We start from the raw sequence: 23,401 nt of genomic DNA on the forward strand, positions 1-23,401 counted from the left end.
TCAATACACCTTACTCGTGTAAAGGTTTATAGCTATGTCTGATAAAAATAGGGTATTCAAGGCACAATTTAGTATTGCTGACTTACGCCAGCACCGTAACCATTCTACGGTATTTACTACTGCGTGCGAGCGCTCAGAAAGCTACCAGCACTTTGTTCTTAAATTATTAAGTTATTGTGTATTTTCATATAATGAGGATGCTGTGCTTAATGCAAAATCAGATCGTTCAGAGCCTGATGTTGCTATCAAAGCATTAGATGAGCACTATATAACTTGGTTAGCCGTTGATGAACCCGATTTTCCCACTCTCAGTAAAATGGCGAAAAGGGTGGATGAATTATGGGTAGTGACAACATTGGATGGTGATTGGCTGAATGAATATCAGCATTCACTTGAACTGATCAGCAATGGACATTTGATTGCCTTCGATCATCAATTTATCGATGATTTAGCGTCGCACCTAACTAAAAACCTACAGTGGGATGTCACTATTGATGAGCATGCAATCAGTGTTGCAGATAAGCTTGGTTTTTATCAGAGTAAGCAATTAGTGTGGCATTAAAGCTCAATGGTTATCTTACCATTGGGCTTACTGCAACATAGTAAAACTTCGCCTTCTCGCACAAAAGCAAGCGGCTCTTGATTATACTTGACGCTCCCTTCAACTAATTTTGCACGGCATGCACCGCAGTAACCTTCTCGGCATTGGTAGGGGACATCTATTTTTTGTTGTTCTAGGCATTCAAGGAGAGATGAACAGCCAGAATCAAACTCTACATTCTGGCTGTCTGTTCCTGCAAGGATAACCTGTGCAGTGGTGTTAGTGCTCATTACAGGTCGAAGTCACCAAAGTCAGATGCATCAACTTGAGAGTCGATTTGACCAACTAAATAAGAGCTAATTTCAGCTTCTTGAGGGGCAACTTGTACATTGTCTGATACCAACCAAGAGTTGATCCAAGGGATAGGATTGCTCTTACTTTCAAACTGAGCAGGTAAGCCTACCGCAGTCATACGTGCATTAGTAATGTATTCAACGTATTGGCATAGGATATCTTTGTTAAGACCAATCATAGAACCATCTTTGAACAGGTATTCTGCCCAATCTTTTTCTTGCTCAGCAGCTTCGACAAACATTTGAATTGCTTCTTCGCGGCATTGTGCAGCAACGATCGCCATTTCTGGATCGTCCTTACCATCTTGCATAATGTTCAGAATGTGCTGCGTGCCAGACAAGTGCAGTGCTTCATCACGGGCGATTAGCTTGATGATTTTCGCATTACCTTCCATTAATTCACGCTCAGCGAAAGCAAATGAACACGCAAAACTTACGTAAAAACGAATGGCTTCTAGGATGTTAACCGACATCATAGCAAGATAAAGCTGCTTTTTAAGATCAAATAAGCTTACTTTAATTTCTTTCCCATTAATAACATGCTTACCTTCACCATATAAATTATATAGCGATACCATGTTGATTAAGTCATCATAGTATTTAGTAACCGCATCAGCACGCTCACTGATTTTTTCATTGCTTACAATATCATCGAAGATAAGCTCAGGAGATTGCGTTACGTTACGAATAATATGCGTATAAGAACGGCTGTGAATAGTCTCGCTGAATGCCCATGTTTCGATCCATGTTTCAAGCTCAGGGATTGATACAATAGGTAGTAAGGCAACATTTGGAGAGCGACCCTGCACACTATCAAGTAGTGTTTGATATTTTAGGTTACTCAAGAAAATGTGCTTTTCATGATCAGGAAGCGCTTGGAAATCTAAGCGATCTTTACTTACGTCAACCTCTTCTGGGCGCCAGAAAAACGATAATTGTTTTTCGATTAGCTTTTCGAAAATAGGGTACTTTTGTTGATCGTAACGTGACACGTTTACCGTTTGGCCGAAAAACATCGGTTCTTGTAATTGGTTATTATGGTTTCGACTAAAAGTTGTATATGACATAGTGATTTCTCAAAAAACAGTCAGGACAAAGCGGGCTAATGAGCCCGCCTTTGTTATGTTATTAATTTAATTAGATTTTACAAGCGCCGCCTGCACAACTGTCATCTTCAACCTCGGGTGTCAACTCATCTTGAGAGTCAGATGCACCGTCACGGGTGTTGTGATAGTACAGGGTTTTAACACCGAGTTTATACGCAGTTAGTAAATCTTTTAATAGCACCTTCATAGGTACTTTACCGCCTTCGTACTTAGATGGATCATAGTTCGTGTTTGCAGAGATCGTTTGGTCAACGAATTTTTGCATAATACCAACAAGTTGTAAGTAACCATCGTTTGAAGGAATATCCCACAGTAGCTCGTAGTTATCTTTCAGATTTTCATACTCTGGTACTACTTGCTTTAAGATACCATCTTTACTTGCTTTAACACTGATATGACCACGTGGTGGTTCAATACCATTTGTTGCGTTAGAGATTTGCGATGATGTCTCTGAAGGCATTAGTGCAGACAGCGTCGAGTTACGCATACCGTGCTCTTTAATGCTTTCGCGTAATGAATCCCAGTCTAAGTGAAGTGGCTCTTCACAGAACTGATCTAAGTCACGCTTATAAGTATCTGTTGGCATAATGCCTTGAGAATACGTAGTCTCGTTAAATTTCGGACATGCACCACGTTCTTTCGCTAATTCATTTGACGCTTTCATTAGGTAATATTGAATTGCTTCAAATGTTTTGTGAGTCAGCGCATTTGCACTGCCGTCTGAGTAACGCTTGCCATTTTTCGCTAAGTAGTAAGCAAAGTTAATTACACCAATACCTAACGTACGACGACCCATAGTCGCGTTTTTTGCTGCTGGAACAGGGTAGTCTTGGAAATCAAGTAAGTTATCAAGCGCACGAACCGCAAGTTCAGCAAGCTCTTCTAATTCCTCAAGTGATTCAATTGCACCTAAGTTAAACGCAGACAAAGTACACAGTGCAATTTCGCCTTCTTCATCCATTACATTGCTAAGTGGCTTAGTTGGTAATGCAATTTCTAAACATAGGTTAGATTGACGAATTGGTGCCACAGTCGAAATGAACGGGCTGTGTGTATTACAGTGGTCAACATTTTGTAAGTAGATACGACCTGTGCTTGCACGCTCTTGTGCAAACATTGAGAATAACTCAATCGCTTTAATACGTTTTTTGCGAATTGACTCATCTTGCTCGTACTTGATGTATAGCTCATCAAACTTCGTTTGATCTTCAAAGAATGCGTCATATAGACCAGGTACATCTGATGGGCTAAATAAAGTGATATAATCATCTTTAATTAAACGGCTGTACATTAATTTGTTGAACTGTACACCGTAGTCAAGGTGACGAACACGGTTATCGTCAACACCACGGTTGTTCTTAAGAACTAATAAGTTTTCAACTTCTAAGTGCCATAATGGGTAGAATAGGGTTGCTGCGCCGCCGCGTACACCACCTTGTGAACAGCTTTTAACCGCTGTTTGGAAATGCTTATAAAACGGGATACAACCTGTGTGGTACGCTTCACCGTTGCGGATTGGGCTGCCAAGCGCACGAATGCGACCCGCATTAATACCAATCCCTGCACGTTGCGAAACATACTTAACAATCGCAGACGATGTCGCATTAATAGAATCTAGGCTATCACCACACTCGATAAGTACACATGAGCTGAACTGGCGCGTAGGCGTACGCACACCGGCCATGATTGGTGTTGGTAATGAAATTTTGAATGTAGATACTGCATCATAAAAGCGCTTGATGTAGTCAAGACGCGTCTCTTTTGGATAATCAGAGAATAAGCTTGCAGCAACTAAGATATATAAAAACTGTGCACTTTCGTAAATTTCACCAGTAACACGGTTTTGAACCAAATATTTCCCTTCTAGCTGTTTTACAGCAGCATAGCTGAAGTTTAAGTCGCGGTTGTGATCAATATAAGAATCTAACTCATCGATTTCTTGCTCGGTATAATCAACAAGTAAGTGTTGATCATAACGTTTGTCTTCAACTAATTTCGTGATGTGATCGTATAAGCGTGGTGGCTCAAATTGGCCGTACGCTTTTTTACGTAAATGGAATACAGCTAATCGAGCAGCAAGGTATTGGTAGTCAGGCGTATCTTTAGAGATCTGATCAGCTGCCGCTTTGATGATAGTTTCATGAATGTCATCGGTACGAATTCCATCGTAAAATTGAATATGTGATTTTAATTCAACTTGCGAGACAGACACGTTATTTAGACCTTCGGCGGCCCAGGCGATCACGCGATGGATCTTATCTAGATCAAGTGACTCTTTACGGCCGTCACGTTTGCTTACAGATAGCTGTTGGTTCATAGTCTTGCCTGTATTCCTTGGGAAATTATATTTTTAGTGAAAACTTATTCTTCAGTATAATTTTTATTATTAAACACTAGATTGTGTGAATTGAATAACATTTAGCCACAATATCTGGTGTTCTTTAAATTGCAGATCACAAGATAGTGTGGTCTGCGATCATTTGCAAGGGACAGAAATGCCCCTATTTGTGGATAACTATTGGATAAGCACATTGTGTTAGTGAGCATTAACCTTTGACCATTCATTGATGATGAAATTTGTAAAAATCAACTCAAGATCTAGAAAATTTACCGTTTTTAAAAATAAATTTTGACTGTTTTTTTTATCGTCAAAGAATGCTCAAAACTCAAACCGATCACAATATATAGTATCTAAATTTAAATATAGCACTATATATGGTTAAATCCATCAATAGGCGAATGCCAATTGAAATCAGCTTGCCAATCCAGAGCAGCATCAACACTGGGTATATAGCCCCATAAAGCAGTAGCACTATACATATTGGCTGCTTTTGCTGCTTGGATATCACGTTCAGCATCACCGATATACAAACAACGGCTCGGATCAACGTCTAAGATCTCAGCAGTGTGCAGTAGTGGATCTGGAGATGGCTTAGCCACGTCTAGTGTATCTCCGCTCACCACAGCCATAGCATTACTTAAAGAAGGGATTGCTTTGACTAAGGGCTCTGTTAAAAAACTAGGTTTATTAGTCATAATGCCCCATTTAATGTCTTTTTGTTCAAGTGCAACTAAGAGCTGCTCTATACCCTTAAAACATTTACTGTGCACAGCAATATCTGCGGCGTAGTAGTCAAGAAGCTGCTGGCGCAAGGTGAGCTGTTCAAGTTCGGGCCATTTATCACCAAAGCCTACTTCTAATAATGCATTTGCACCATTAGAAGCAGCGGGGCGATAAACATGCTCAGCAACAGGCGCCACATTGGCATCAGCTAACACACGGTTTAATGCGCCACCTAAGTCATCTGCGGTATCGAGTAGTGTGCCATCTAAATCAAAGATAAAGGCATCGAAATCGATAGAGGGTGTTTGTACACCACTCATCAGGCTAGTTTCTCAAAGTGAAGAATGTAATTAACACTGACATCATCATTTAAGCTGTACTGCTTAGAAAACGGATTATAGGTAAGGCCTGTACTGGCTCTTACTTTTAACCCCGCTTCCTCTGCCCACGCAATAAGCTGAGCAGGTTTTATAAACTTCTTATGGTCATGAGTACCTTCGGGCACCATTTTTAAAAGCTTTTCAGCGCCAACAATGGCAAATAAGTATGCTTTCGGGGTTTTATTTAATGTTGAAAAGAATACATCAGCACCTGGTTTGGCAAGTTCTGCTACAGCACGAATAATAGAAGCAGGATCTGGAACATGCTCCAGCATTTCCATACAGGTGATCACATCAAAGCGAGCAGGATGCTCAGCCGCAAACTCTTCTGCGGGTACTTTAATATAATCAACGGGCACGCCGGTTTCCAAACTGTGTAGTTTGGCAACGGTTAAAGGCTCTTGACCCATATCGATGCCGGTCACTTTTGCGCCCATACGTGCCATGCTTTCACTTAAAATGCCGCCGCCACAGCCAACATCTAAGGTTTCCTTATCAAATAAGCCGCCCACTTTATCGGCAACAAAATCCAAGCGAAGAGGATTTATTTCATGAAGAGGTTTGAACTCTCCGTCGCGATCCCACCAACGTTCTGCGATGGCTTCAAACTTTGCAATTTCTGCATTATCTACATTTTGATGTTCGGTCATAAAAAACTTCCTCGTCAATCTGAGGCCATTATATAGGGGTAAATTAATAAATCGCAAAGATTTAGCGCCTGTAAATCTAAATAAATTGTGATAGCATGGTCTGGAAATAATAACTAAAGCTCTGAAGACGGCGCTTTGCCTCTTTATGAGTCAATACTGAAGGAATGTGAAATCAAATGACTGATCTCGCCAATGAAATTCTGCCAGTCAATATTGAAGATGAATTAAAAAATTCCTACCTTGATTATGCGATGAGTGTAATCGTAGGACGTGCATTGCCAGACGTACGTGACGGCTTAAAGCCAGTTCACCGCCGTGTTCTATTCGCAATGAACGAACTCAATAATGATTGGAATAAACCTTACAAGAAATCAGCACGTGTTGTTGGTGACGTAATCGGTAAGTACCACCCACATGGCGACAGCGCGGTATATGACACCATCGTTCGTATGGCGCAGCCTTTCTCATTACGCTATATGCTAGTTGACGGCCAAGGTAACTTTGGTTCTGTTGACGGTGACTCTGCGGCAGCAATGCGTTATACGGAAGTCCGTATGGCGAAAATGTCACATGAATTATTAGCTGACTTAGAAAAAGAAACGGTTGATTACGTACCTAACTACGACGGTACTGAGCAAATTCCTGACGTATTACCTACAAAAGTACCTAACTTATTAGTGAACGGTTCTTCAGGTATCGCGGTTGGTATGGCAACAAACATTCCGCCTCATAACTTAACAGAAGTTATCAATGGTTGTTTAGCGCTTATTCAAAACCCTGATATGTCAATTGCTGACCTTATTGAATATATCCCAGGTCCGGATTTCCCGACTGCGGCGATTATCAATGGTAAAAAAGGCATTGAGCAAGCGTACTTAACCGGTCGTGGTAAAGTATATATCCGTGCTCGTGCTGAAATCGAAGTTGACGAAAAAACCGGTCGTGAAACAATCATCGTTCACGAAATCCCTTATCAAGTTAACAAAGCGCGTCTTATCGAAAAGATCGCTGAGCTTGTTAAAGATAAGAAGATTGAAGGTATTAGCGCACTACGTGATGAATCAGATAAAGACGGTATGCGTATCGTTATCGAAATTAAACGTGGTGATGTTGGTGAAGTAATCTTAAACAACCTTTATGCACAAACTCAGTTACAAACTGTGTTCGGTATGAATATGGTTGCACTAGATAACAACCAACCTAAGTGTTTCAACCTTAAAGAAATGCTTGAAGCGTTTATCGTACACCGCCGTGAAGTTGTTACACGTCGTACCGTATTCGATTTACGTAAAGCCCGTGACCGTGCTCACACGCTTGAAGGTTTAGCGATTGCCCTTGCGAATATCGACCCAATTATCGAACTTATTCGTAAGTCACCAACACCAGCAGAAGCAAAAGCTGCTTTAACAGCACGTTCTTGGGAACTAGGCACTGTTAAAGCAATGCTTGAAAAAGCTGGTGAAGATAACGTAGCACGTCCTGATTGGTTAGCGGCTGATTTAGGTATCCGTGACGGTCAATACTATTTATCTGAGCAACAAGCACAAGCAATTCTAGACTTACGTTTACACAAGCTAACGGGTCTTGAGCATGAGAAGATCTTAGACGAGTACCAAACACTCCTTGATCTAATTGCCGAGCTTTTACACATTCTTTCAAGCCCAGAGCGTCTAATGGAAGTTATCCGCGATGAGCTAGTAGAAATTAAAGAGCAATATGGTGACGAACGTCGTACTGAAATCAGTGCAGCAGCTCACGATATTAGCCTTGAAGACCTAATTAATGAAGAAGACGTGGTAGTAACGCTTTCTCACGAAGGTTATGTTAAGTATCAACCATTATCTGATTACGAAGCACAGCGTCGTGGTGGTAAAGGTAAGTCAGCAACGAAGATGAAAGATGAAGACTTCATTGAACGTCTATTGGTTGCTAACACACACGATACAATCCTGTGTTTCTCAACGGCAGGTCGCTTGTATTGGCTTAAAGTATATCAGTTGCCACTTGCAAGCCGTGCAGCGCGTGGTAAGCCAATTGTTAACTTATTACCACTTGAAGCTGATGAACGTATTACTGCTATCTTACCGGTACGTGAGTACGAAGAAGATAAATACATCTTCATGGCGACTGCATTTGGTACAGTTAAGAAAACACCACTTACAGCATACAGCCGTCAACGTGCGAGTGGTATCATCGCTGTGAACCTAAATGAAGGCGATAGCCTAATTGGTGTTGATATCACTGATGGCACGAATGAAATCATGCTATTCACTGATGCGGGTAAAGTTGTTCGCTTTAAAGAAGCGGAAGAATCAGCTGTCGTTGATGAAAACGGTAACCCAGTTCTAGACGAAAACGGTAACCCAGAAATCCGCTTCAAAGGTGTACGTCCAATGGGTCGTACAGCAACAGGTGTTCGTGGTATCAAGATGGCAGACGATCAACGTGTTGTGTCGTTAATCGTACCTAAATCAGATGGTGCAATCCTCACTGTGACAGAAAACGGTTATGGTAAGCGTACTGCACTAGAAGATTACCCATCTAAGAGCCGTGCAACACAAGGTGTTGTGTCAATCAAAGTAAGCGAGCGTAATGGCGCTGTGGTTGGTGCAGTACAAGTTGACGACAACGACGAAATCATGATTATCTCGAATCGCGGAACCTTAGTACGTACCCGTGTAAACGAGGTTTCTACGGTTGGTCGTAATACTCAGGGCGTTATTTTGATACGAACTATTGACGAAGAGCAAGTAGTTGGTTTACAACGTATCGAAGAAATCGAAGTTGATGAGCTTGAAGCCATCGAAGGCGAGGCCGTTGAAGTAGTCGATACAAATCCTGAAGAAACGGGTGATAACCCACCTTCAGAATAACATTGATTTAAAAAGCGGCTTCGGCCGCTTTTTTTATTAGCACTATAATTACTGGAATGAGGCAAAGTAATGACTAAATATAATTTTTGTGCAGGACCGGCAATGCTGCCGCCGGCAGTTATGCAAAAAGCACAAAAAGAATTTATAGATTGGCAAGGTTTAGGTGTATCAGTGATGGAAATCAGCCATCGCAGTAGTGATTTCATAGAGCTCACTGCTAAATGTGAAGCTAGCCTGCGTCGTTTAATGAATATTAGCGATGAATTTGAAGTGTTATTTATGCACGGCGGTGGCCGTGGTCAATTCAGCGCAGTTCCGCTTAATCTTCACCTTAATGATAAAACCGCTGTTTATTGTGAAAACGGTGTATGGTCGAAAGGTGCGACTTCAGAAGCGGCAAAATTCACTGCCGTTGAAAGCATCAATGTGCGTGATGATGAGCAGCAAAATGGCCAGTTCTCTATTAAACCAGCGAGCAGCTGGGAATTACCTGCGGATGCGTCTTACATTCACTATTGTCCAAATGAAACCGTAGATGGTATTGAAATTTTTGATGTGCCTTCACATCCGTCAGCTCCCATTGTGGCTGACATGTCTTCGACTATTTTATCGCGTGAAATTGATGTGAATCAGTTTGATCTTATTTACGCTGGTGCACAAAAGAATATCGGTCCGTCTGGCTTATCGATTGTTATTATCCGCAAAACGTTACTTGAGCGTGAGGGCCTTGCAAAGCCAGGTATTCTTGATTACGCCTTAGAAGCAAAACAAGGCAGCATGTATAACACACCACCTACATTTGCGTGGTACTTAGCGGCTGAAGTTTTTGAGTGGCTCGAAGCAAATGGCGGCGTTAAAGCCATGGAAGAGCAAAATATCGCAAAAGCAGAGCTACTTTACAGTTTTATTGATAACTCTGATTTTTATAATAATAAAGTTGCTAAGCATTGCCGTTCTCGTATGAACGTACCGTTTTGGTTAAACGATGAATCGCTTAATGACAAGTTTATCAGTGAGTCAAAAGAAGCTGGTTTATTAGCTCTTGAAGGCCACCGTATTGTCGGTGGTATGCGTGCAAGTATCTATAACGCGATGCCGTTAGAAGGTGTTCAAGCTTTGGTTAATTTTATGGATAAATTCGCCAAGGAGAACAGCTAATTATGGAACAGCTTCGTCTTGAACCGATTACAAAGGTAAATGGCAGTGTGACACTGCCTGGCTCAAAAAGTTTATCAAACCGTATTTTACTGTTAGCAGCGCTGGCAGAGGGCACCACAGTTGTAGAAAACCTACTTGATAGTGATGACATTCGTCATATGTTAGGTGCACTAAAACTTTTAGGCGTTAATGTATCGCTTAATGAAGATAAAACAGTGGCAACTGTCGAAGGTGTTGCCGGTAAATTTAAAACACCTAGCGAGCCGCTATTTTTAGGCAATGCCGGTACTGCTTATCGTCCACTTACAGCTGTTTTAGCTGCTGTTGAAGGCGAATACCAACTGGTGGGTGAGCCTCGTATGGAAGAGCGCCCAATCGGCCATTTGGTGGATGCGCTACAAGCACTTGGCGGTGATGTTGAATACCTAAAAAGTAAAGATTATCCGCCTCTGGCCATTAAAGGCGGCAAAATCAACGGTGGTAAAGTTGAGATTGATGGCAGCATTTCAAGTCAATTTTTAACTGCATTATTAATGGCAGCCCCGCTATTTAATGGCGACACAGAAATCACTATTAAAGGCACCTTGGTATCAAAACCTTATATCGATATCACCCTTGATGTGATGAAGCGTTTTGGCGTTATTGTGAGCCATGACAATTACGAAACGTTTTACGTTAAAGGCTGTCAACAGTATCAAGCACTTGAACGTATAATGGTTGAAGGGGATGCATCTAGTGCTTCTTACTTCGTTGCGGCTGCTGCAATAGCGGGCGGCGAAATTGAGATCAATGGGGTAGGTGCTGCATCTGTTCAAGGCGATATTGGTTTTGCCAAAGTCATGGAACAAGTTGGCGCTAAAATTGATTGGTACGATGAAAAACTGGTGGTTCGTAAGGGAGAGCTGAACGCTGTAGATATTGATGCCAATGCAATTCCTGATGCGGCAATGACGCTGGCAACTGTTGCGCTTTTTGCAAAAGGTAAAACGGCCATTCGCAATATCTATAACTGGCGTGTAAAAGAAACAGATCGCTTGTATGCCATGGCCACAGAGCTTCGAAAAGTAGGTGCTGAGGTTGTTGAAGGGGAAGATTTCATCGAAATTACACCACCTAAAACATTTAACGATGTAGCGATTGATACTTACAACGACCACCGTATTGCCATGTGCTTTGCGATGGTGGCAGTTGGTGGTAAGCCAATAACCATTAACGATCCTAAGTGTACATACAAAACTTTTCCAACGTTTTTCAAAGTACTAGAGTCTGTCTCAAGTCAATAAAACAGAAGAAAATATAAAAAGTTACACTCTAAATGCGGATCTATTATCAGAACTGACGTATAATATCGCGGTTTTATTTTGGTGTGCATTGCAGGAGGTTATAAATGCAGGCGTTATCAATGCCCGTTATCACCATAGATGGCCCAAGTGGTTCAGGTAAAGGAACTGTTTGCCGCTTGTTAGCCGAGAAATTAGGTTGGGATGTATTAGACAGCGGCGCGATTTATCGTGTGTTGTCACTTGCGGCACTCCATCATCAAATTGAATTAGACAATGAAGAAGGTCTTGTTCCTCTTGCTGCAAATTTAGATGTGCAATTTTTGGTTGATAGCCAAGCACACACATCGAAAATTATTTTGGAAGGCGAGGATGTCACAACCACAATTAGAAACGAAGAAGTAGGGGCTGCTGCCTCAAAAGTAGCAGCACTGCCGCGAGTTAGAGAAGCATTGTTACGCCGCCAGCGAGCATTTAGAACTGAAAATGGTTTAATTGCTGATGGTCGTGATATGGGAACGGTCGTGTTCCCTGATGCTCCACTAAAGATATATTTGACAGCTTCTGCTGAGGAGCGTGCGCGTCGACGTTTTGCAGAGTTGAACGAACGTGGTCTAGATGTTACACTAAGTGGTCTACTTGAGGATATAAAGGCGCGTGATCATCGCGATATGAATCGTGAAGTTGCGCCGCTTGTACCTGCAGATGACGCGATTGAAATCGACACAAGTGATTTTAATGCAATGCAAGTGTTTGATAAAGTTGTAACTTTGTTAGATGAAGCAGTACTTGCAGGTAAGCTTCCTAAAGCTAAAAAGTAAATTTTTTAAGGTGCCGGCAGGAGGCCAGTGCTATTTTAACAACCCCATGCAGCATGGTTGCTAATTGGTTATTTAATTATTTAGAGACGTATAATGTCAGAAAATTTTGCGCAGTTATTTGAAGAAAGCCTAAAGGGTTTTGAAGCAGAGCAAGGCTCTATCGTTAAAGGTACAGTTATCTCAATCGAGAACAACATCGTACTTGTTGATGCTGGTCTTAAATCTGAGAGTGCAATCCCTGCTGAGCAATTCAAAAATGCTGCTGGTGAACTAGAAGTTGCTGTTGGCGACGAAGTAGATGTTGCACTAGATGCAATCGAAGACGGTTTCGGTGAAACTATCCTTTCTCGTGAGAAAGCGAAGCGTCACGAAGCGTGGATCCGTCTTGAGAAAGCGTGTGAAGAGCAAGAAACTGTTACTGGTGTTATCAACGGTAAAGTTAAAGGCGGTTTCACTGTTGAAGTTGATTCAATCCGTGCTTTCCTACCTGGTTCACTTGTTGATGTTCGTCCAGTACGTGACACAACTCACCTTGAAGGTAAAGAGCTTGAGTTCAAAGTAATCAAGCTTGACCAAAAACGTAACAACGTAGTTGTTTCTCGCCGTGCAGTTATCGAATCAGAAAACTCACAAGAGCGTGAAGAACTTCTTGCTAACCTTGTTGAAGGTCAAGAAGTTAAAGGTATCGTTAAGAACCTTACTGACTACGGTGCGTTCGTTGACCTTGGTGGTGTTGACGGTCTACTACACATCACAGACATGGCGTGGAAGCGTGTTAAGCACCCTTCAGAAATCGTTAATGTTGGCGACGAAATCGCAGTTAAAGTTCTTAAATTCGACAAAGAGAAAACTCGTGTATCTCTAGGCCTTAAACAGCTTGGCGAAGATCCATGGGCAGCTATCGCTGGTCGTTACCCAGAAGGTTCTAAGCTTTCTGGTCGTGTAACTAACCTTACTGACTACGGTTGTTTCGTTGAAATCGAAGAAGGCGTAGAAGGTCTAGTACACGTTTCTGAAATGGATTGGACTAACAAGAACATCCACCCTTCAAAAGTTGTTTCACTAGGTGACACTGTTGAAGTTATGGTTCTTGAAATCGACGAAGAGCGTCGTCGTATTTCTCTTGGTCTTAAGCAATGTATTGCTAACCCATGGCAAGAATTTGCTCGTCTACAAAACAAAGGCGACCAAGTTACTGGTAAGATCAAATCAATCACTGACTTCGGTATCTTCATCGGTCTTGAAGGCGGTATTGACGGTCTTGTTCACCTTTCAGACATTTCTTGGAACACGCCAGGCGAAGAAGCTGTACGTGAATTCAAGAAAGGCGACGAAATCACTGCTATCGTACTGCAAGTTGACCCAGAGCGTGAGCGTATCTCTCTAGGCGTTAAGCAAATCGAAGCTGACCCTTTCAATAACTACCTGGACGCAAACAAAAAAGGTGCTATTGTTAAAGGTAAAGTGACTGAAGTTGATGCGAAAGGCGCAACTGTTGAGCTAATCGAAGGCGTTGAAGGTTACATCCGTGTAGCTGATATCGCTCAAGAGCGTGTTGAAGATGCTACAACTGTAGTTTCTGAAGGCGACGAAATCGAAGCGAAATACGTTGGTGTTGATCGTAAGAACCGCACTTTAAGCTTATCAGTTAAAGCTCTTTTCGAAGCAGAAGAGAAAGAAGTACTAGAGAAGCTTAAGAAAGAAGAGCCTGCGTTCGAAAACGCAATGGCTGCAGCATTCAAAAATGCTCAAAAAGACTAATCTATAGTCTTTAATTGGAAGGGCAGTTTTGCCCTTCCTTTATCTCTTTTTAAGGAAACGTTATGACTAAGTCAGAATTGATAGAACAACTAGCTGAACAACACGCACACATCCCAGTGAAAGATGTTGAAAATGCCGTTAAAGAAATTCTTGAACAAATGGCCGGTTCATTATCTAGCTCAGATCGTATTGAGATCCGTGGCTTTGGAAGTTTCTCATTGCATTATCGTTCTCCACGCACAGGTCGTAATCCAAAGACTGGCGAAACAGTTGAGTTAGACGGTAAGCACGTACCACATTTTAAACCAGGTAAAGAATTACGTGATCGCGTAAATGAGAGTATTGCCTAGTTTTATACAGGAGTAGTTACTTGTTTAGGGTATTAAAAATTGTATTAATAGCGCTGTGTTTATTTATTGCGTTTGTACTTGGTTCACAAAATCCACAATTGGTGCAAATCAATTATTTAATTGCCAGTAATACGTTGCCCTTAGCTGTTGTAATAAGTATCTGCTTTGTTTTAGGTGTCGCCATTGGTTGTTTTATAAGCTTTACACTGTTTTCGCAGTTAAAGTGGCAAAATTATCGCTTAAAGAAAAAGTTAGCGCCTGAAAAAAACAATAAAAAGCTTGTTGCTAATAAAGACACCTAACCATGATTGAGCTTCTGTTTTTACTTTTACCCGTTGCAGCCGGTTACGGTTGGATAATGGGTAAAAACAGTGCTAAAAACCAAGCTCATCAGCTTAATAGACAAATCACCTCTGAATATTCTAAAGGCCTTAAATTTCTCTTAGACAGAGAAGAAGATCAAGGCTTAGAACACCTTATTAATCTACTTGAAGTCGCTGCTGATTCAGTTGAACACTACTCAACACTTGCAACCATGTTCCGCCGCCGTGGCGAGCTCGACCGCGCAATTAAAATTCATGAGCTGTTATTAAAACACCCAAGCCTTGATGAGCAACAAGCTGCTACTAGTCGCCTTGAGCTAGCAGAAGATTATATTATGGCAGGCTTATTGGATGGCGCAGAAGAGCATTTAGTTTGGCTTGTAAAGGCAGGAAACAAAGAAGCGTTAGAGCCAATTATTAATCTTTATTCACAAACCCGTGAATGGGAAAAAGGCATTAATATGTACGAGGCACACAGTGATTTGTTCACTAAACCTCAACATATAAAAGCCATTGCCAACTTTTACTGTGAAGCGGCCTTACAAGATAATGATACGCAAATTATGCGTAAAGCAATTAGCTTAAACCACAAAGCTATTCGCCCATTGTATGAGCTTGGCCACAGTGCATTTATTAAAGAAGACTACGTAAAAGCAATCTACTATTGGCGTGAGCTAATTTGCCAATTTACCTTTTTTGCCCCTGTATTTGTTGAACAGCTAGCTATAAGTTACGAAAAGCTTAATTTAACTCATCAATTCCATGAGCTACTCAACGAGTTGCTCGATAAGGGTGGGGTCCTTATAAAAATAAAACACTGCCAAGCTTTACTAGAACAAGGTCATATTGATCAAGCAATAAAATTTTTAACGGATAGTTTAAAGCGTCATCCGACTATTCGTGGCTTTAGCTTTTTATTACAGCTACTTGCCAAACAAAACAACGATATTAAAGATGTGCTAGACCAAATTGATAAGCTAGTAACATCTTATATTGCAACCAAACCTGATTTTCAGTGCCAACACTGTGGCTTTACTAGTCATACCATTTATTGGGTATGTCCATCTTGTAAGCACTGGGAAACAATTGTTCCAAGCCGTGGCATAGACGGTTTTTAATTCATATTAGTCCATTAGTTTTTAGGAAAGTTATGTCTGTCGAAGATTCAAAAAAAGTATTAATTGCCCTTGATTATGATGATCAACAAACAGCTCTTGCGTTTGTAAAGCAATTATCGCCTGATACGTGTCGTCTTAAAGTAGGCAAAGAAATGTTCACGTATTTTGGTCCTAGCTTTGTTAAGGAACTAATCGACTTAGGTTTTGATGTATTTTTAGACCTAAAATTTCACGATATTCCAAACACAGTGGCTAAAGCTGTAACAGCAGCTGCAAAAATGGGTGTATGGATGGTTAACGTGCATGCCTCTGGCGGCGTTGAAATGATGACCAAAGCAAAACAAGCTTTAGAGCAGTTTGGTGATGATGCTCCATTACTGATTGCAGTAACTGTACTAACCAGTATGGATGCTGCAGAACTTAGTCGTTTAGGTGTAGATAAAACACCAGAAGAGCAAGTGATTTATCTAGCAAACCTTGCCAAAGAGTCAGGCCTTGATGGGGTAGTGTGCTCAGCACAAGAAGCGAAAAAGCTAAAAGCAGAACTCGGTGCAGACTTTAAACTGGTTACGCCTGGTATTCGCCCAGCAGGCAGCGATGCAGGAGACCAAAAACGCATCATGACACCAAAACAAGCCGTAGAAGATGGCAGCGACTATTTAGTTGTAGGCCGCCCAATCACCCAATCGGCAGACCCAGTTGCAACACTAAAAGAAATTAACGACTCACTAAAATAATAACCTTCTTTATTTTAAAATAGTCTCTAAAGAGCATTGTATGCGTGATTTATATCGCGCTATATACAGTGCTCTTTTTGTTTGTTGCAATTTCTGAAAAAATTATCTAGGTCATCTACAAACGAGAATTAGACGGGCGAATAAACTCGTTTATGGACATAAATGAGTTTGGACGAATGCGTGCTTTGTGTCCATAGGAGACTTGGTCATAAGCAAGACCTGAGGCACAAACTTTTATAGACCCCATCAAAAATAACAACAATAGTTCAATTATGATAAATTACCGATATGAAGACTCTGATTTTTCAATAAAACCATAATCTAAAACGTGTTTGAAATTTCGACTAATAAATGCTTTAAAATCGTTTGTATCTGTTAGTAAAGAGCACTTTGAGCCTAAAACAATGCCCTTTAAGCTTCGGGCGGGGAAAGTATGCTCATAGTAAGAAACAATATTCCCGTTAATACATTTAAATTTACTATCTTTGGCGTTGTTAGAGTTATAGATCAGTCTAACTTCTTCTTCTTCACTGAAACTATGATGTTTAAAGAGTAGAGGTGAAGAAAAATAATCTTTACTAGCATTAATCGAATCTAAACTATTGTTACTCTGACTAACAATCATATGACGGATCAATCGTTGAACTAATTTTTTACTATAGCTTTCTTGCTCAGCTTTATCATACATTACATCTCTAATTTCAACTGGAAAACCTAAGTCTCTATTCATTGATGATTCTATCTCACTTCTATCAAAAGCTAGAACAATTCCTTTACCATCATCACCATATGCTCTCCACTGACTAAGCTTATCTCTTTGTTGTGAGAAACAGCAGATATGCGGGAGTAAAGCTGTTGAAATAAAATTTAAAGAAGATGATATTAGTTCACCTATACTTCCTTTACAAAGATCTTGTAAGGTATCAATAAATTCAGGGTTACTCTCCATATCAGGTATCTTACGCAAGTGAGATGTTACAGGGTTTGACTTCTGGTACTTTTCCATAAATTCAATTATATCAAGCGGACTAAGCGTTAATTTATCTAAAGCAGATTTAAGAAGTGTGTCATGAAGCTTCCCCTCAAGACTATCATTAACACCATTTATACTTGTAACCCATAGCGATTGAGTTTCAATTATGCCAAGAAAACCTTGGACTGAAGTATAATGATATATCAAGCCATCTTTATCTATATTCATATAAACCTAAAGGTAATTATCTGTAGTCATTGAGCGAAAGTAACTTTATAGAAACCAGCACCACCCTAAGGTAAGATATAAAGGGAGTGAAGATTGTTCCATACCAAAGCGATGGTAGAGCCGCTATTCCCTCTGGAGGGCTTCGCCAAGCTTTGGCGTCCTTTGGTTTAGGTACTTGTTAGGCAACTACTACTCTTCAACTTCAGTCTCAATTTCATCGTCAAAATCAACGAAAGCTCTATAATGGAATACGTAATCCCCCGCAGGGAGAGCCTTTTGCTTTCCTTTCATGTGAACATTGAAATCTCTAACTGTTCCGCAGCCAAAACTAATATGTATTTCTCTTTCGAGACCATTAAGGTCGACAGGGCCATCAATAAAATCAACATCAAATTCAGGTACATCGCATAGTTGAGGGCTGAATTTACCACTTCCCGTAGCGTAACGCATGTCATGGTCTAGACTCACAACAATTACACCTACATTTTCGTTTTCATTACAAACGCTGACTTCTTGAGATACTTGTATAGATGGTGAGTGATTCTTCTTATTAAAAGAGATTTTCATATTTTTATTAGCAATTTCTTTGGACCTTTTTTCTAGCTGCTCACTAATAATGCGTATTTCATCTATTACATTTTGATCTACCTCTTTCTTGTTTATGCGAGCAGCTTCTTGTATAAATCTACTCACAGAGTACATCCAGAATTGTTGGTCAGTTTCTTTTATAAACTCTTCAATCAGCTCTGGTCGCGGAGAAATAGTTCTACCAGATTGTTCTAGCCACCAGTCCTCTTTCTTATCATCCGTTATAAAAACGACAGAGCAATTGTTCGCTTTCGCGAAGTCTATCGTTTGCAACCAAACAAATAAGTCTCCATATTTTCTTGTTGGATCTTCAGTTGAGTCTTTTGCCGCATCTTTATAACCAGGAGGAATTTTTGATTCGTACCTACTCTCTCCGACACCTATAAGTTCTTTAATTTTTTCAGTTTCATATGGCTGCCCAGTTTTACCTTCAAAGGTAAATTCGATAAATTCGAGAATTTCATCATTTGATAATTTATCTAAAAGTAACTTTTGTTGCGACTCGAGGTTTTCAATAACACTATCAGACAATTCATTTAATTCGGTTAACTTACTATCACTAATAAAAGGATGACGATCTTTAATTGATATTTTTTTTACTAAATCTTTGATAGTTTTTATAGCGCTAGTATATTCTTTCGATTGATCAGACGTAACGGATAGCCTATTTCTAAGAAATTCACTAGCGGCTTGATGAGGGATAAAAACTCTTCCTTTTAAAGATGTAATTGCATTTTGTAGTTCTTTCCTAGTTGCGTCTGAATACCTGTACAAGTTTAATAAAACATTGGCATCTATAATAAAAGTTGAACTTTTCCAATGTTTATTAAAATCTTCATCTTTAGGCCTAAAATGACCAGGAAATATACTTCTCACAACGAATCCTTATGTAGTTGCCTAACAGCTTAATCACCAGAAGAGCATATAGAACTTTTAAATATTGTCTCTATAAACTCCATTCCAATTATTTTTAAATCCGATAATTCATAAACTTACGGATTAGTTAACTAAAAAGCAACAAGAATTTTCAGGGGAGAAACCAAGGCTAATGTCATAGCGAGCCAAATATAGGGTCGTTATGCAAACTCATTGTTATAAAAAACAAATTAAATCATTTTGTTAAAAGCGATCATTTCCAGAACGCTGACACCTTATTCACCACAAAGAGAGAAATAATCTGAGTATTTAAGTGTCTACTTTGAGTCTGGGACCGACGCTCAACTAAAAGCTAATTAAGATCTACTTTTCGCTCGAAGTCGCCCTTAGAGCAGTTACGTTAACTCTTTTTGGGACAGAAATAAGTGAATCTGGAAAGAATGCTTATGGCACAATGCCGACTTTTACTTTTAAATGAAAAATACTCAAATTAGCGTTAGAAAATTTACGATGCCAATTTCTAACGGCTATCAAACCTAGCAAAAAACAAAAAAGAGTAAAGCTTTCACTTTACTCTTTCAGATAATTCAATATCTTGCTAACTCACAACTCACAACTCACAACTCACAACTCACAACTCACAACTCACAACTCACAACTCACAACTCACAACTCACAACTCACAACTCACAACTCACAACTCACAACTCACAACTCACAACTCACAACTCACAACTCACAACTCACAACTCACAACTCACAACTCACAACTCACAACTCGCAACTTATTTCAACCTAATAGATGTTGCTTCAATCTCGATTAAACCTTGCTTAAACAAACCGCCAATGGCTTTTTTGTAGTTTGCTTTACTGGTTGAGAAAGTCTTTTTAATTGCTTCAGGGTCTGACTTATCACCTAGGTGAAGTACGCCGCCTTCGGCTTTTAATTTATCGAGGATTTTTTCGCCTAAGTCGTTCACTTTGCCCATACCTGGTTTTTCAAGTAGTACGTCGATTTTGCCGTCTTCACGTACTTTTTGAATAAAGCCTTTTAAGCGCTGGCCAACAAATAGCTTTTTAAATACCGTGTTGTAGTAAACAACGCCAATGTGGGCTTCGTTCACGAGTACTTTGTAGCCTAGGTCTGTTTTACCCGCAACGATTAAGTCAACTTCTTCCATTACAGAGTAAGTTGGCTCATCTTTCGATAAAAACTTATTAAAGTTGCTCGATGCACAAATACGTTGGCTGGCGTTATCTAGGTATAAGCGTACAAGATAAGAAAAGCCGTCTTTCATTTTTGGCTTTTGTTCGTTGTATGGCGCTAGTACGTCTTTTTCGAGGCCCCAATCCAAAAACGCACCAGTGCTGTTGATGGCTTTAACACGTAGTAGGGCATATTCGCCCACTTCAGCTAAAGGTTTTTTTGTGGTGCCTGTTGGGTGGCCTGCGTGATCTAAGTAAATGAATACTTGCACGCTGTCGCCAGCTTCTAGTTCGTAATCAATTTCTTTGCTTGGTAAGAATACTTCGCCTAAATCACGGCCATCTAAATAAGCACCTTCGTTAGACATTTCGTTAACGAAAAGGGTTTGTGTGGTTCCTAAAATACTCATTGTTATTCCTGTTCTGGCTTTTTCTTACGGCGCATTGGAGCAAAACCATCTACATCAATTGGTGCTTGAATAGGGGCTTTAGGCTTTTTAGGGGCTGCTTTGCGTTTTGGTTTAGCAGGTTTAGCGGCCACTTTTTTCTCTGCTTTATTCCAAACTGTGTTTGGTTTTTTCTCACGCAGACCTTTAAATTTACCAACAAGGCCGTCAACGGTGAAAAAGCTTAATTCATCATTTAAAAATGCTTTAATTGCTTTGTAGCTTGGCCAATCTTTCGGGCCCACTAACGAAATAGCTGTTCCTTTAAAGCCCGCGCGACCAGTACGACCAATACGATGCACATACTCTTCAGCATGTTTTGGTAGATCAAAGTTAATTACGTGGGTCACGCTTAATAAATCAAGACCACGTGATGCAACATCGGTAGTGATCAAAATTTTAAAGTTTTCACGGCTAAAAGCGTCCATAATTTCAAGGCGCTTAGCCTGTGTTAAATCACCCGCAAGTGCTTGCGCTTTAAAGCCTTTATCGTTTAACAATTGGCTTAAACGCTGAGTATCGGCACGTGTTGCAGTGAAAATAATGCATTGGCCAACATTATCTTGTTTTACAAAGTGCTCAAGTAGGGCTTCTTTGTGATCTAGATGATCAGCTAAATAAAGCTGCTGGGTAATATCACTATGTTGCTCGTTAGAGGCACTTAACAGTATTTGTTTTGGTGAACGTAATAAGTTACGTGATAGGGCATCAACTTGTGCATGGTCAAGGGTTGCTGAAAACAATAACGTTTGACGTAATCGGTGATCAGCAAGTTCGTTGATCATTTTAACTTGTTCGGTAAAACCTAAATCTAGAATACGGTCAGCTTCATCAAAAATTAACAGCTCTAACCCTGAAAGCTGTAATGAACGTTGACTCAAATGGTCTGCTAAACGCCCCGGAGTACCCACTACAAAGTGTGGGTCTTTACGAAGCGCTTTAATTTGGTCGTTAAAGTTTTCACCACCCAGTACTTTTACAGCACTAATATTTGTACCGGCAATTAATAGCCTTAATTGGCTGTACACTTGGGTTGCTAATTCGCGGGTAGGCGCAACGATTAAAACGCGAGGGTCGCGTTTACTGAGTGCTTTTTGTTTCATTACGCGCTGTACAGCAGGTAATAAAAACGCCAGCGTTTTGCCCGATCCTGTTTTTGACTGTGCAAAAATATCATGGCCTGCGATAGCTGTTGGTACCGCGTGAGCTTGAATGTCAGTGGGCTGGGTGATGCCTTGATGCGCAAGTTGTTTTTCGAGGCGTGTATCAATCCCAAGTTCAGTAAAATGCAATGCGTAATCTCCGATGAGCAAAATTTGTAAATCTTGTTCATTATAACGCACTTGCCTCACTTGGAGACAGTAAAAACACAGCTATTTCGCATCAGTTTTTGCAATTATCGCTAATTCGCGTAAAATACGCGCCCTCAATGCGCCGGATTTGCGATTCGGTTAACGCCCCTCATGGGCATTTAAAGCAAAAGGTAAAACCATGACTGCTGTTCATAAAGACAATGTAACTAGCGAGCACTTTGTTGTTTGCGCACTTTACAAATTTGTAGCCCTTCCTGATTTTGAAGCGATCCGCCAACCACTACTTAAAGTAATGGAAGACAATGAAGTACGCGGTACTTTGTTACTTGCGGCTGAAGGTATCAACGGTACTGTTTCTGCTAAACGTGAAGGTATCGATAACCTACTTGCATGGTTAGATGCACAACCAAACCTAGACAACATCGTGACTAAAGAGTCATACGATGACGAATGTCCGTTCTACCGTACTAAGGTAAAACTGAAAAAAGAAATCGTAACTATGGGTGTTGAAGGTATCGACCCACGTGAAGTAGTGGGTACATACGTAAAACCAGCGGATTGGAATGCGTTAATTTCAGATCCTGAAGTGATTCTTATCGATACGCGTAACGATTACGAAATCGAGATCGGTACTTTCCAAAATGCGGTTGATCCAAATACTAAAACATTCCGTGAATTCCCAGCGTGGGCAAAAGAAAACCTCGACCCTGAAAAACACAAGAAAGTCGCTATGTTTTGTACCGGTGGTATTCGCTGTGAAAAATCAACTGCGTACATGAAAGAGCAAGGCTTTGACGAAGTATTCCACCTTGAAGGCGGTATTCTTAAGTACTTAGAAGAAGTACCAAAAGAAGAAACCATGTGGGAAGGTGAGTGTTTTGTTTTCGATAACCGTGTTGCGGTAAATCACGATTTACAAAAAGGCTCTTACGATCAATGTCACGCGTGTCGTATGCCAATCACTGAAGACGAAAAGCAAAAGCCTGAATACATGGAAGGTGTTTCGTGTCATCACTGTCACGACAGCCTAACAGAAGAACAACGTGCCCGTTTTGCTGAGCGTCAAAAGCAAATAGAATTAGCACAAGCGCGTGGCGAAGGTCACATCGGTAACGAAGCGCAAGAAGTTCTTCGTAAGCGTAAAGAAGCTAAAAAAGCGCAAAAAGAAGCACAGCGCCAACAGTAATTCTTAGCTCTATGAATTGATAGAAACCCCAGCATTGTCTGGGGTTTTTTGCGTTTAATTATAGTGAAAA

20 protein-coding genes are annotated in these 23,401 nt (G+C 40.5%); 11 read left to right on the forward strand and 9 right to left on the reverse strand.

Annotation, left to right across the window (positions count from 1 at the left end; translation table 11 throughout):
- Positions 1-34: 34 nt before the first annotated feature.
- Positions 35-562, forward strand: coding sequence for a YaeQ family protein (locus LY624_RS08035; RefSeq protein ID WP_130149806.1), 528 nt, complete (start codon positions 35-37; stop codon positions 560-562).
- On the opposite strand, the gene yfaE is transcribed toward LY624_RS08035, so the two are convergent.
- The 5 genes from yfaE to ubiG all read right to left on the reverse strand — a co-directional run bounded on the left by yfaE (position 559) and on the right by ubiG (position 6,094).
- Positions 559-831 carry a class I ribonucleotide reductase maintenance protein YfaE gene (yfaE, locus tag LY624_RS08040; protein WP_130149807.1) on the reverse strand — a complete coding sequence of 91 codons (273 nt, stop codon included), beginning with the start codon at positions 829-831 and terminating at the stop codon, positions 559-561. The genes LY624_RS08035 and yfaE overlap by 4 nt on opposite strands.
- On the reverse strand, positions 831-1,961 hold the full coding sequence (gene nrdB, locus LY624_RS08045) for a class Ia ribonucleoside-diphosphate reductase subunit beta (RefSeq protein WP_062569018.1): 1,131 nt from the start codon (positions 1,959-1,961) through the stop codon (positions 831-833). Before nrdB ends, yfaE begins: the two co-directional genes overlap by 1 nt.
- Before the next feature lie 70 nt (positions 1,962-2,031).
- Positions 2,032-4,317 carry a class 1a ribonucleoside-diphosphate reductase subunit alpha gene (nrdA, locus tag LY624_RS08050; RefSeq protein ID WP_341804274.1) on the reverse strand — a complete coding sequence of 762 codons (2,286 nt, stop codon included), beginning with the start codon at positions 4,315-4,317 and terminating at the stop codon, positions 2,032-2,034.
- Between the two features lie 392 nt (positions 4,318-4,709).
- Positions 4,710-5,384 (reverse strand): HAD family hydrolase, encoded by a 675-nt coding sequence (locus tag LY624_RS08055; protein ID WP_341804275.1) that lies wholly within the window; start codon positions 5,382-5,384, stop codon positions 4,710-4,712.
- The gene (gene ubiG / locus LY624_RS08060; RefSeq protein WP_130149810.1) at positions 5,384-6,094 is read right to left on the reverse strand and encodes a bifunctional 2-polyprenyl-6-hydroxyphenol methylase/3-demethylubiquinol 3-O-methyltransferase UbiG; all 711 of its coding nucleotides are present in this window, start codon (positions 6,092-6,094) and stop codon (positions 5,384-5,386) included. The genes LY624_RS08055 and ubiG overlap by 1 nt, the downstream gene beginning before the upstream one ends.
- A gap of 176 nt (positions 6,095-6,270) precedes the next feature.
- Between ubiG and gyrA the strand changes: the two genes are divergently transcribed.
- The 9 genes from gyrA to pyrF all read left to right on the forward strand — a co-directional run bounded on the left by gyrA (position 6,271) and on the right by pyrF (position 16,515).
- Positions 6,271-8,967: a DNA topoisomerase (ATP-hydrolyzing) subunit A gene (gene gyrA / locus LY624_RS08065; protein ID WP_341804276.1), complete on the forward strand. Its 2,697-nt coding sequence runs from the start codon at positions 6,271-6,273 to the stop codon at positions 8,965-8,967.
- A gap of 69 nt (positions 8,968-9,036) precedes the next feature.
- Positions 9,037-10,125: a 3-phosphoserine/phosphohydroxythreonine transaminase gene (gene serC, locus LY624_RS08070; protein WP_341804277.1), complete on the forward strand. Its 1,089-nt coding sequence runs from the start codon at positions 9,037-9,039 to the stop codon at positions 10,123-10,125.
- 2 nt (positions 10,126-10,127) lie between these two features.
- Positions 10,128-11,408: a 3-phosphoshikimate 1-carboxyvinyltransferase gene (gene aroA / locus LY624_RS08075; protein WP_341804278.1), complete on the forward strand. Its 1,281-nt coding sequence runs from the start codon at positions 10,128-10,130 to the stop codon at positions 11,406-11,408.
- A 104-nt stretch (positions 11,409-11,512) separates the two neighbouring features.
- Positions 11,513-12,226 carry a (d)CMP kinase gene (gene cmk / locus LY624_RS08080; RefSeq protein ID WP_130149814.1) on the forward strand — a complete coding sequence of 238 codons (714 nt, stop codon included), beginning with the start codon at positions 11,513-11,515 and terminating at the stop codon, positions 12,224-12,226.
- 93 nt (positions 12,227-12,319) lie between these two features.
- Entirely contained in the window at positions 12,320-13,987 is a 1,668-nt protein-coding gene (gene rpsA, locus LY624_RS08085) for a 30S ribosomal protein S1 (RefSeq protein WP_062569026.1), read from the forward strand.
- A gap of 62 nt (positions 13,988-14,049) precedes the next feature.
- The gene (gene ihfB, locus LY624_RS08090) at positions 14,050-14,337 is read left to right on the forward strand and encodes an integration host factor subunit beta (RefSeq protein ID WP_062569027.1); all 288 of its coding nucleotides are present in this window, start codon (positions 14,050-14,052) and stop codon (positions 14,335-14,337) included.
- A gap of 20 nt (positions 14,338-14,357) precedes the next feature.
- Positions 14,358-14,639 carry a lipopolysaccharide assembly protein LapA domain-containing protein gene (locus LY624_RS08095; RefSeq protein WP_062569028.1) on the forward strand — a complete coding sequence of 94 codons (282 nt, stop codon included), beginning with the start codon at positions 14,358-14,360 and terminating at the stop codon, positions 14,637-14,639.
- Positions 14,640-14,641: 2 nt separating this feature from the next.
- Entirely contained in the window at positions 14,642-15,778 is a 1,137-nt protein-coding gene (gene lapB / locus LY624_RS08100; protein WP_130149815.1) for a lipopolysaccharide assembly protein LapB, read from the forward strand.
- A 32-nt stretch (positions 15,779-15,810) separates the two neighbouring features.
- Positions 15,811-16,515, forward strand: a complete 705-nt coding sequence (gene pyrF / locus LY624_RS08105) for an orotidine-5'-phosphate decarboxylase (protein WP_058585077.1) — start codon at positions 15,811-15,813, stop codon at positions 16,513-16,515.
- A 280-nt stretch (positions 16,516-16,795) separates the two neighbouring features.
- On the opposite strand, the gene LY624_RS08110 is transcribed toward pyrF, so the two are convergent.
- The 4 genes from LY624_RS08110 to LY624_RS08125 all read right to left on the reverse strand — a co-directional run bounded on the left by LY624_RS08110 (position 16,796) and on the right by LY624_RS08125 (position 22,124).
- Entirely contained in the window at positions 16,796-17,716 is a 921-nt protein-coding gene (locus LY624_RS08110; protein WP_341804279.1) for a DUF2971 domain-containing protein, read from the reverse strand.
- 189 nt (positions 17,717-17,905) lie between these two features.
- Entirely contained in the window at positions 17,906-19,180 is a 1,275-nt protein-coding gene (locus tag LY624_RS08115; protein WP_341804280.1) for a PIN-like domain-containing protein, read from the reverse strand.
- A 785-nt stretch (positions 19,181-19,965) separates the two neighbouring features.
- Entirely contained in the window at positions 19,966-20,796 is an 831-nt protein-coding gene (locus tag LY624_RS08120) for a CvfB family protein (RefSeq protein WP_341804281.1), read from the reverse strand.
- A 2-nt stretch (positions 20,797-20,798) separates the two neighbouring features.
- Positions 20,799-22,124, reverse strand: a complete 1,326-nt coding sequence (locus LY624_RS08125) for a DEAD/DEAH box helicase (protein ID WP_341804396.1) — start codon at positions 22,122-22,124, stop codon at positions 20,799-20,801.
- A 199-nt stretch (positions 22,125-22,323) separates the two neighbouring features.
- On the opposite strand from LY624_RS08125, the gene trhO reads away from it, so the two are divergent.
- Positions 22,324-23,331 (forward strand): oxygen-dependent tRNA uridine(34) hydroxylase TrhO, encoded by a 1,008-nt coding sequence (trhO, locus tag LY624_RS08130; RefSeq protein WP_341804282.1) that lies wholly within the window; start codon positions 22,324-22,326, stop codon positions 23,329-23,331.
- Positions 23,332-23,401 lie beyond the last annotated feature (70 nt).

It is taken from the genome of Pseudoalteromonas sp. N1230-9 (assembly GCF_032716425.1).
In the GTDB taxonomy this organism is placed as follows: domain Bacteria; phylum Pseudomonadota; class Gammaproteobacteria; order Enterobacterales; family Alteromonadaceae; genus Pseudoalteromonas.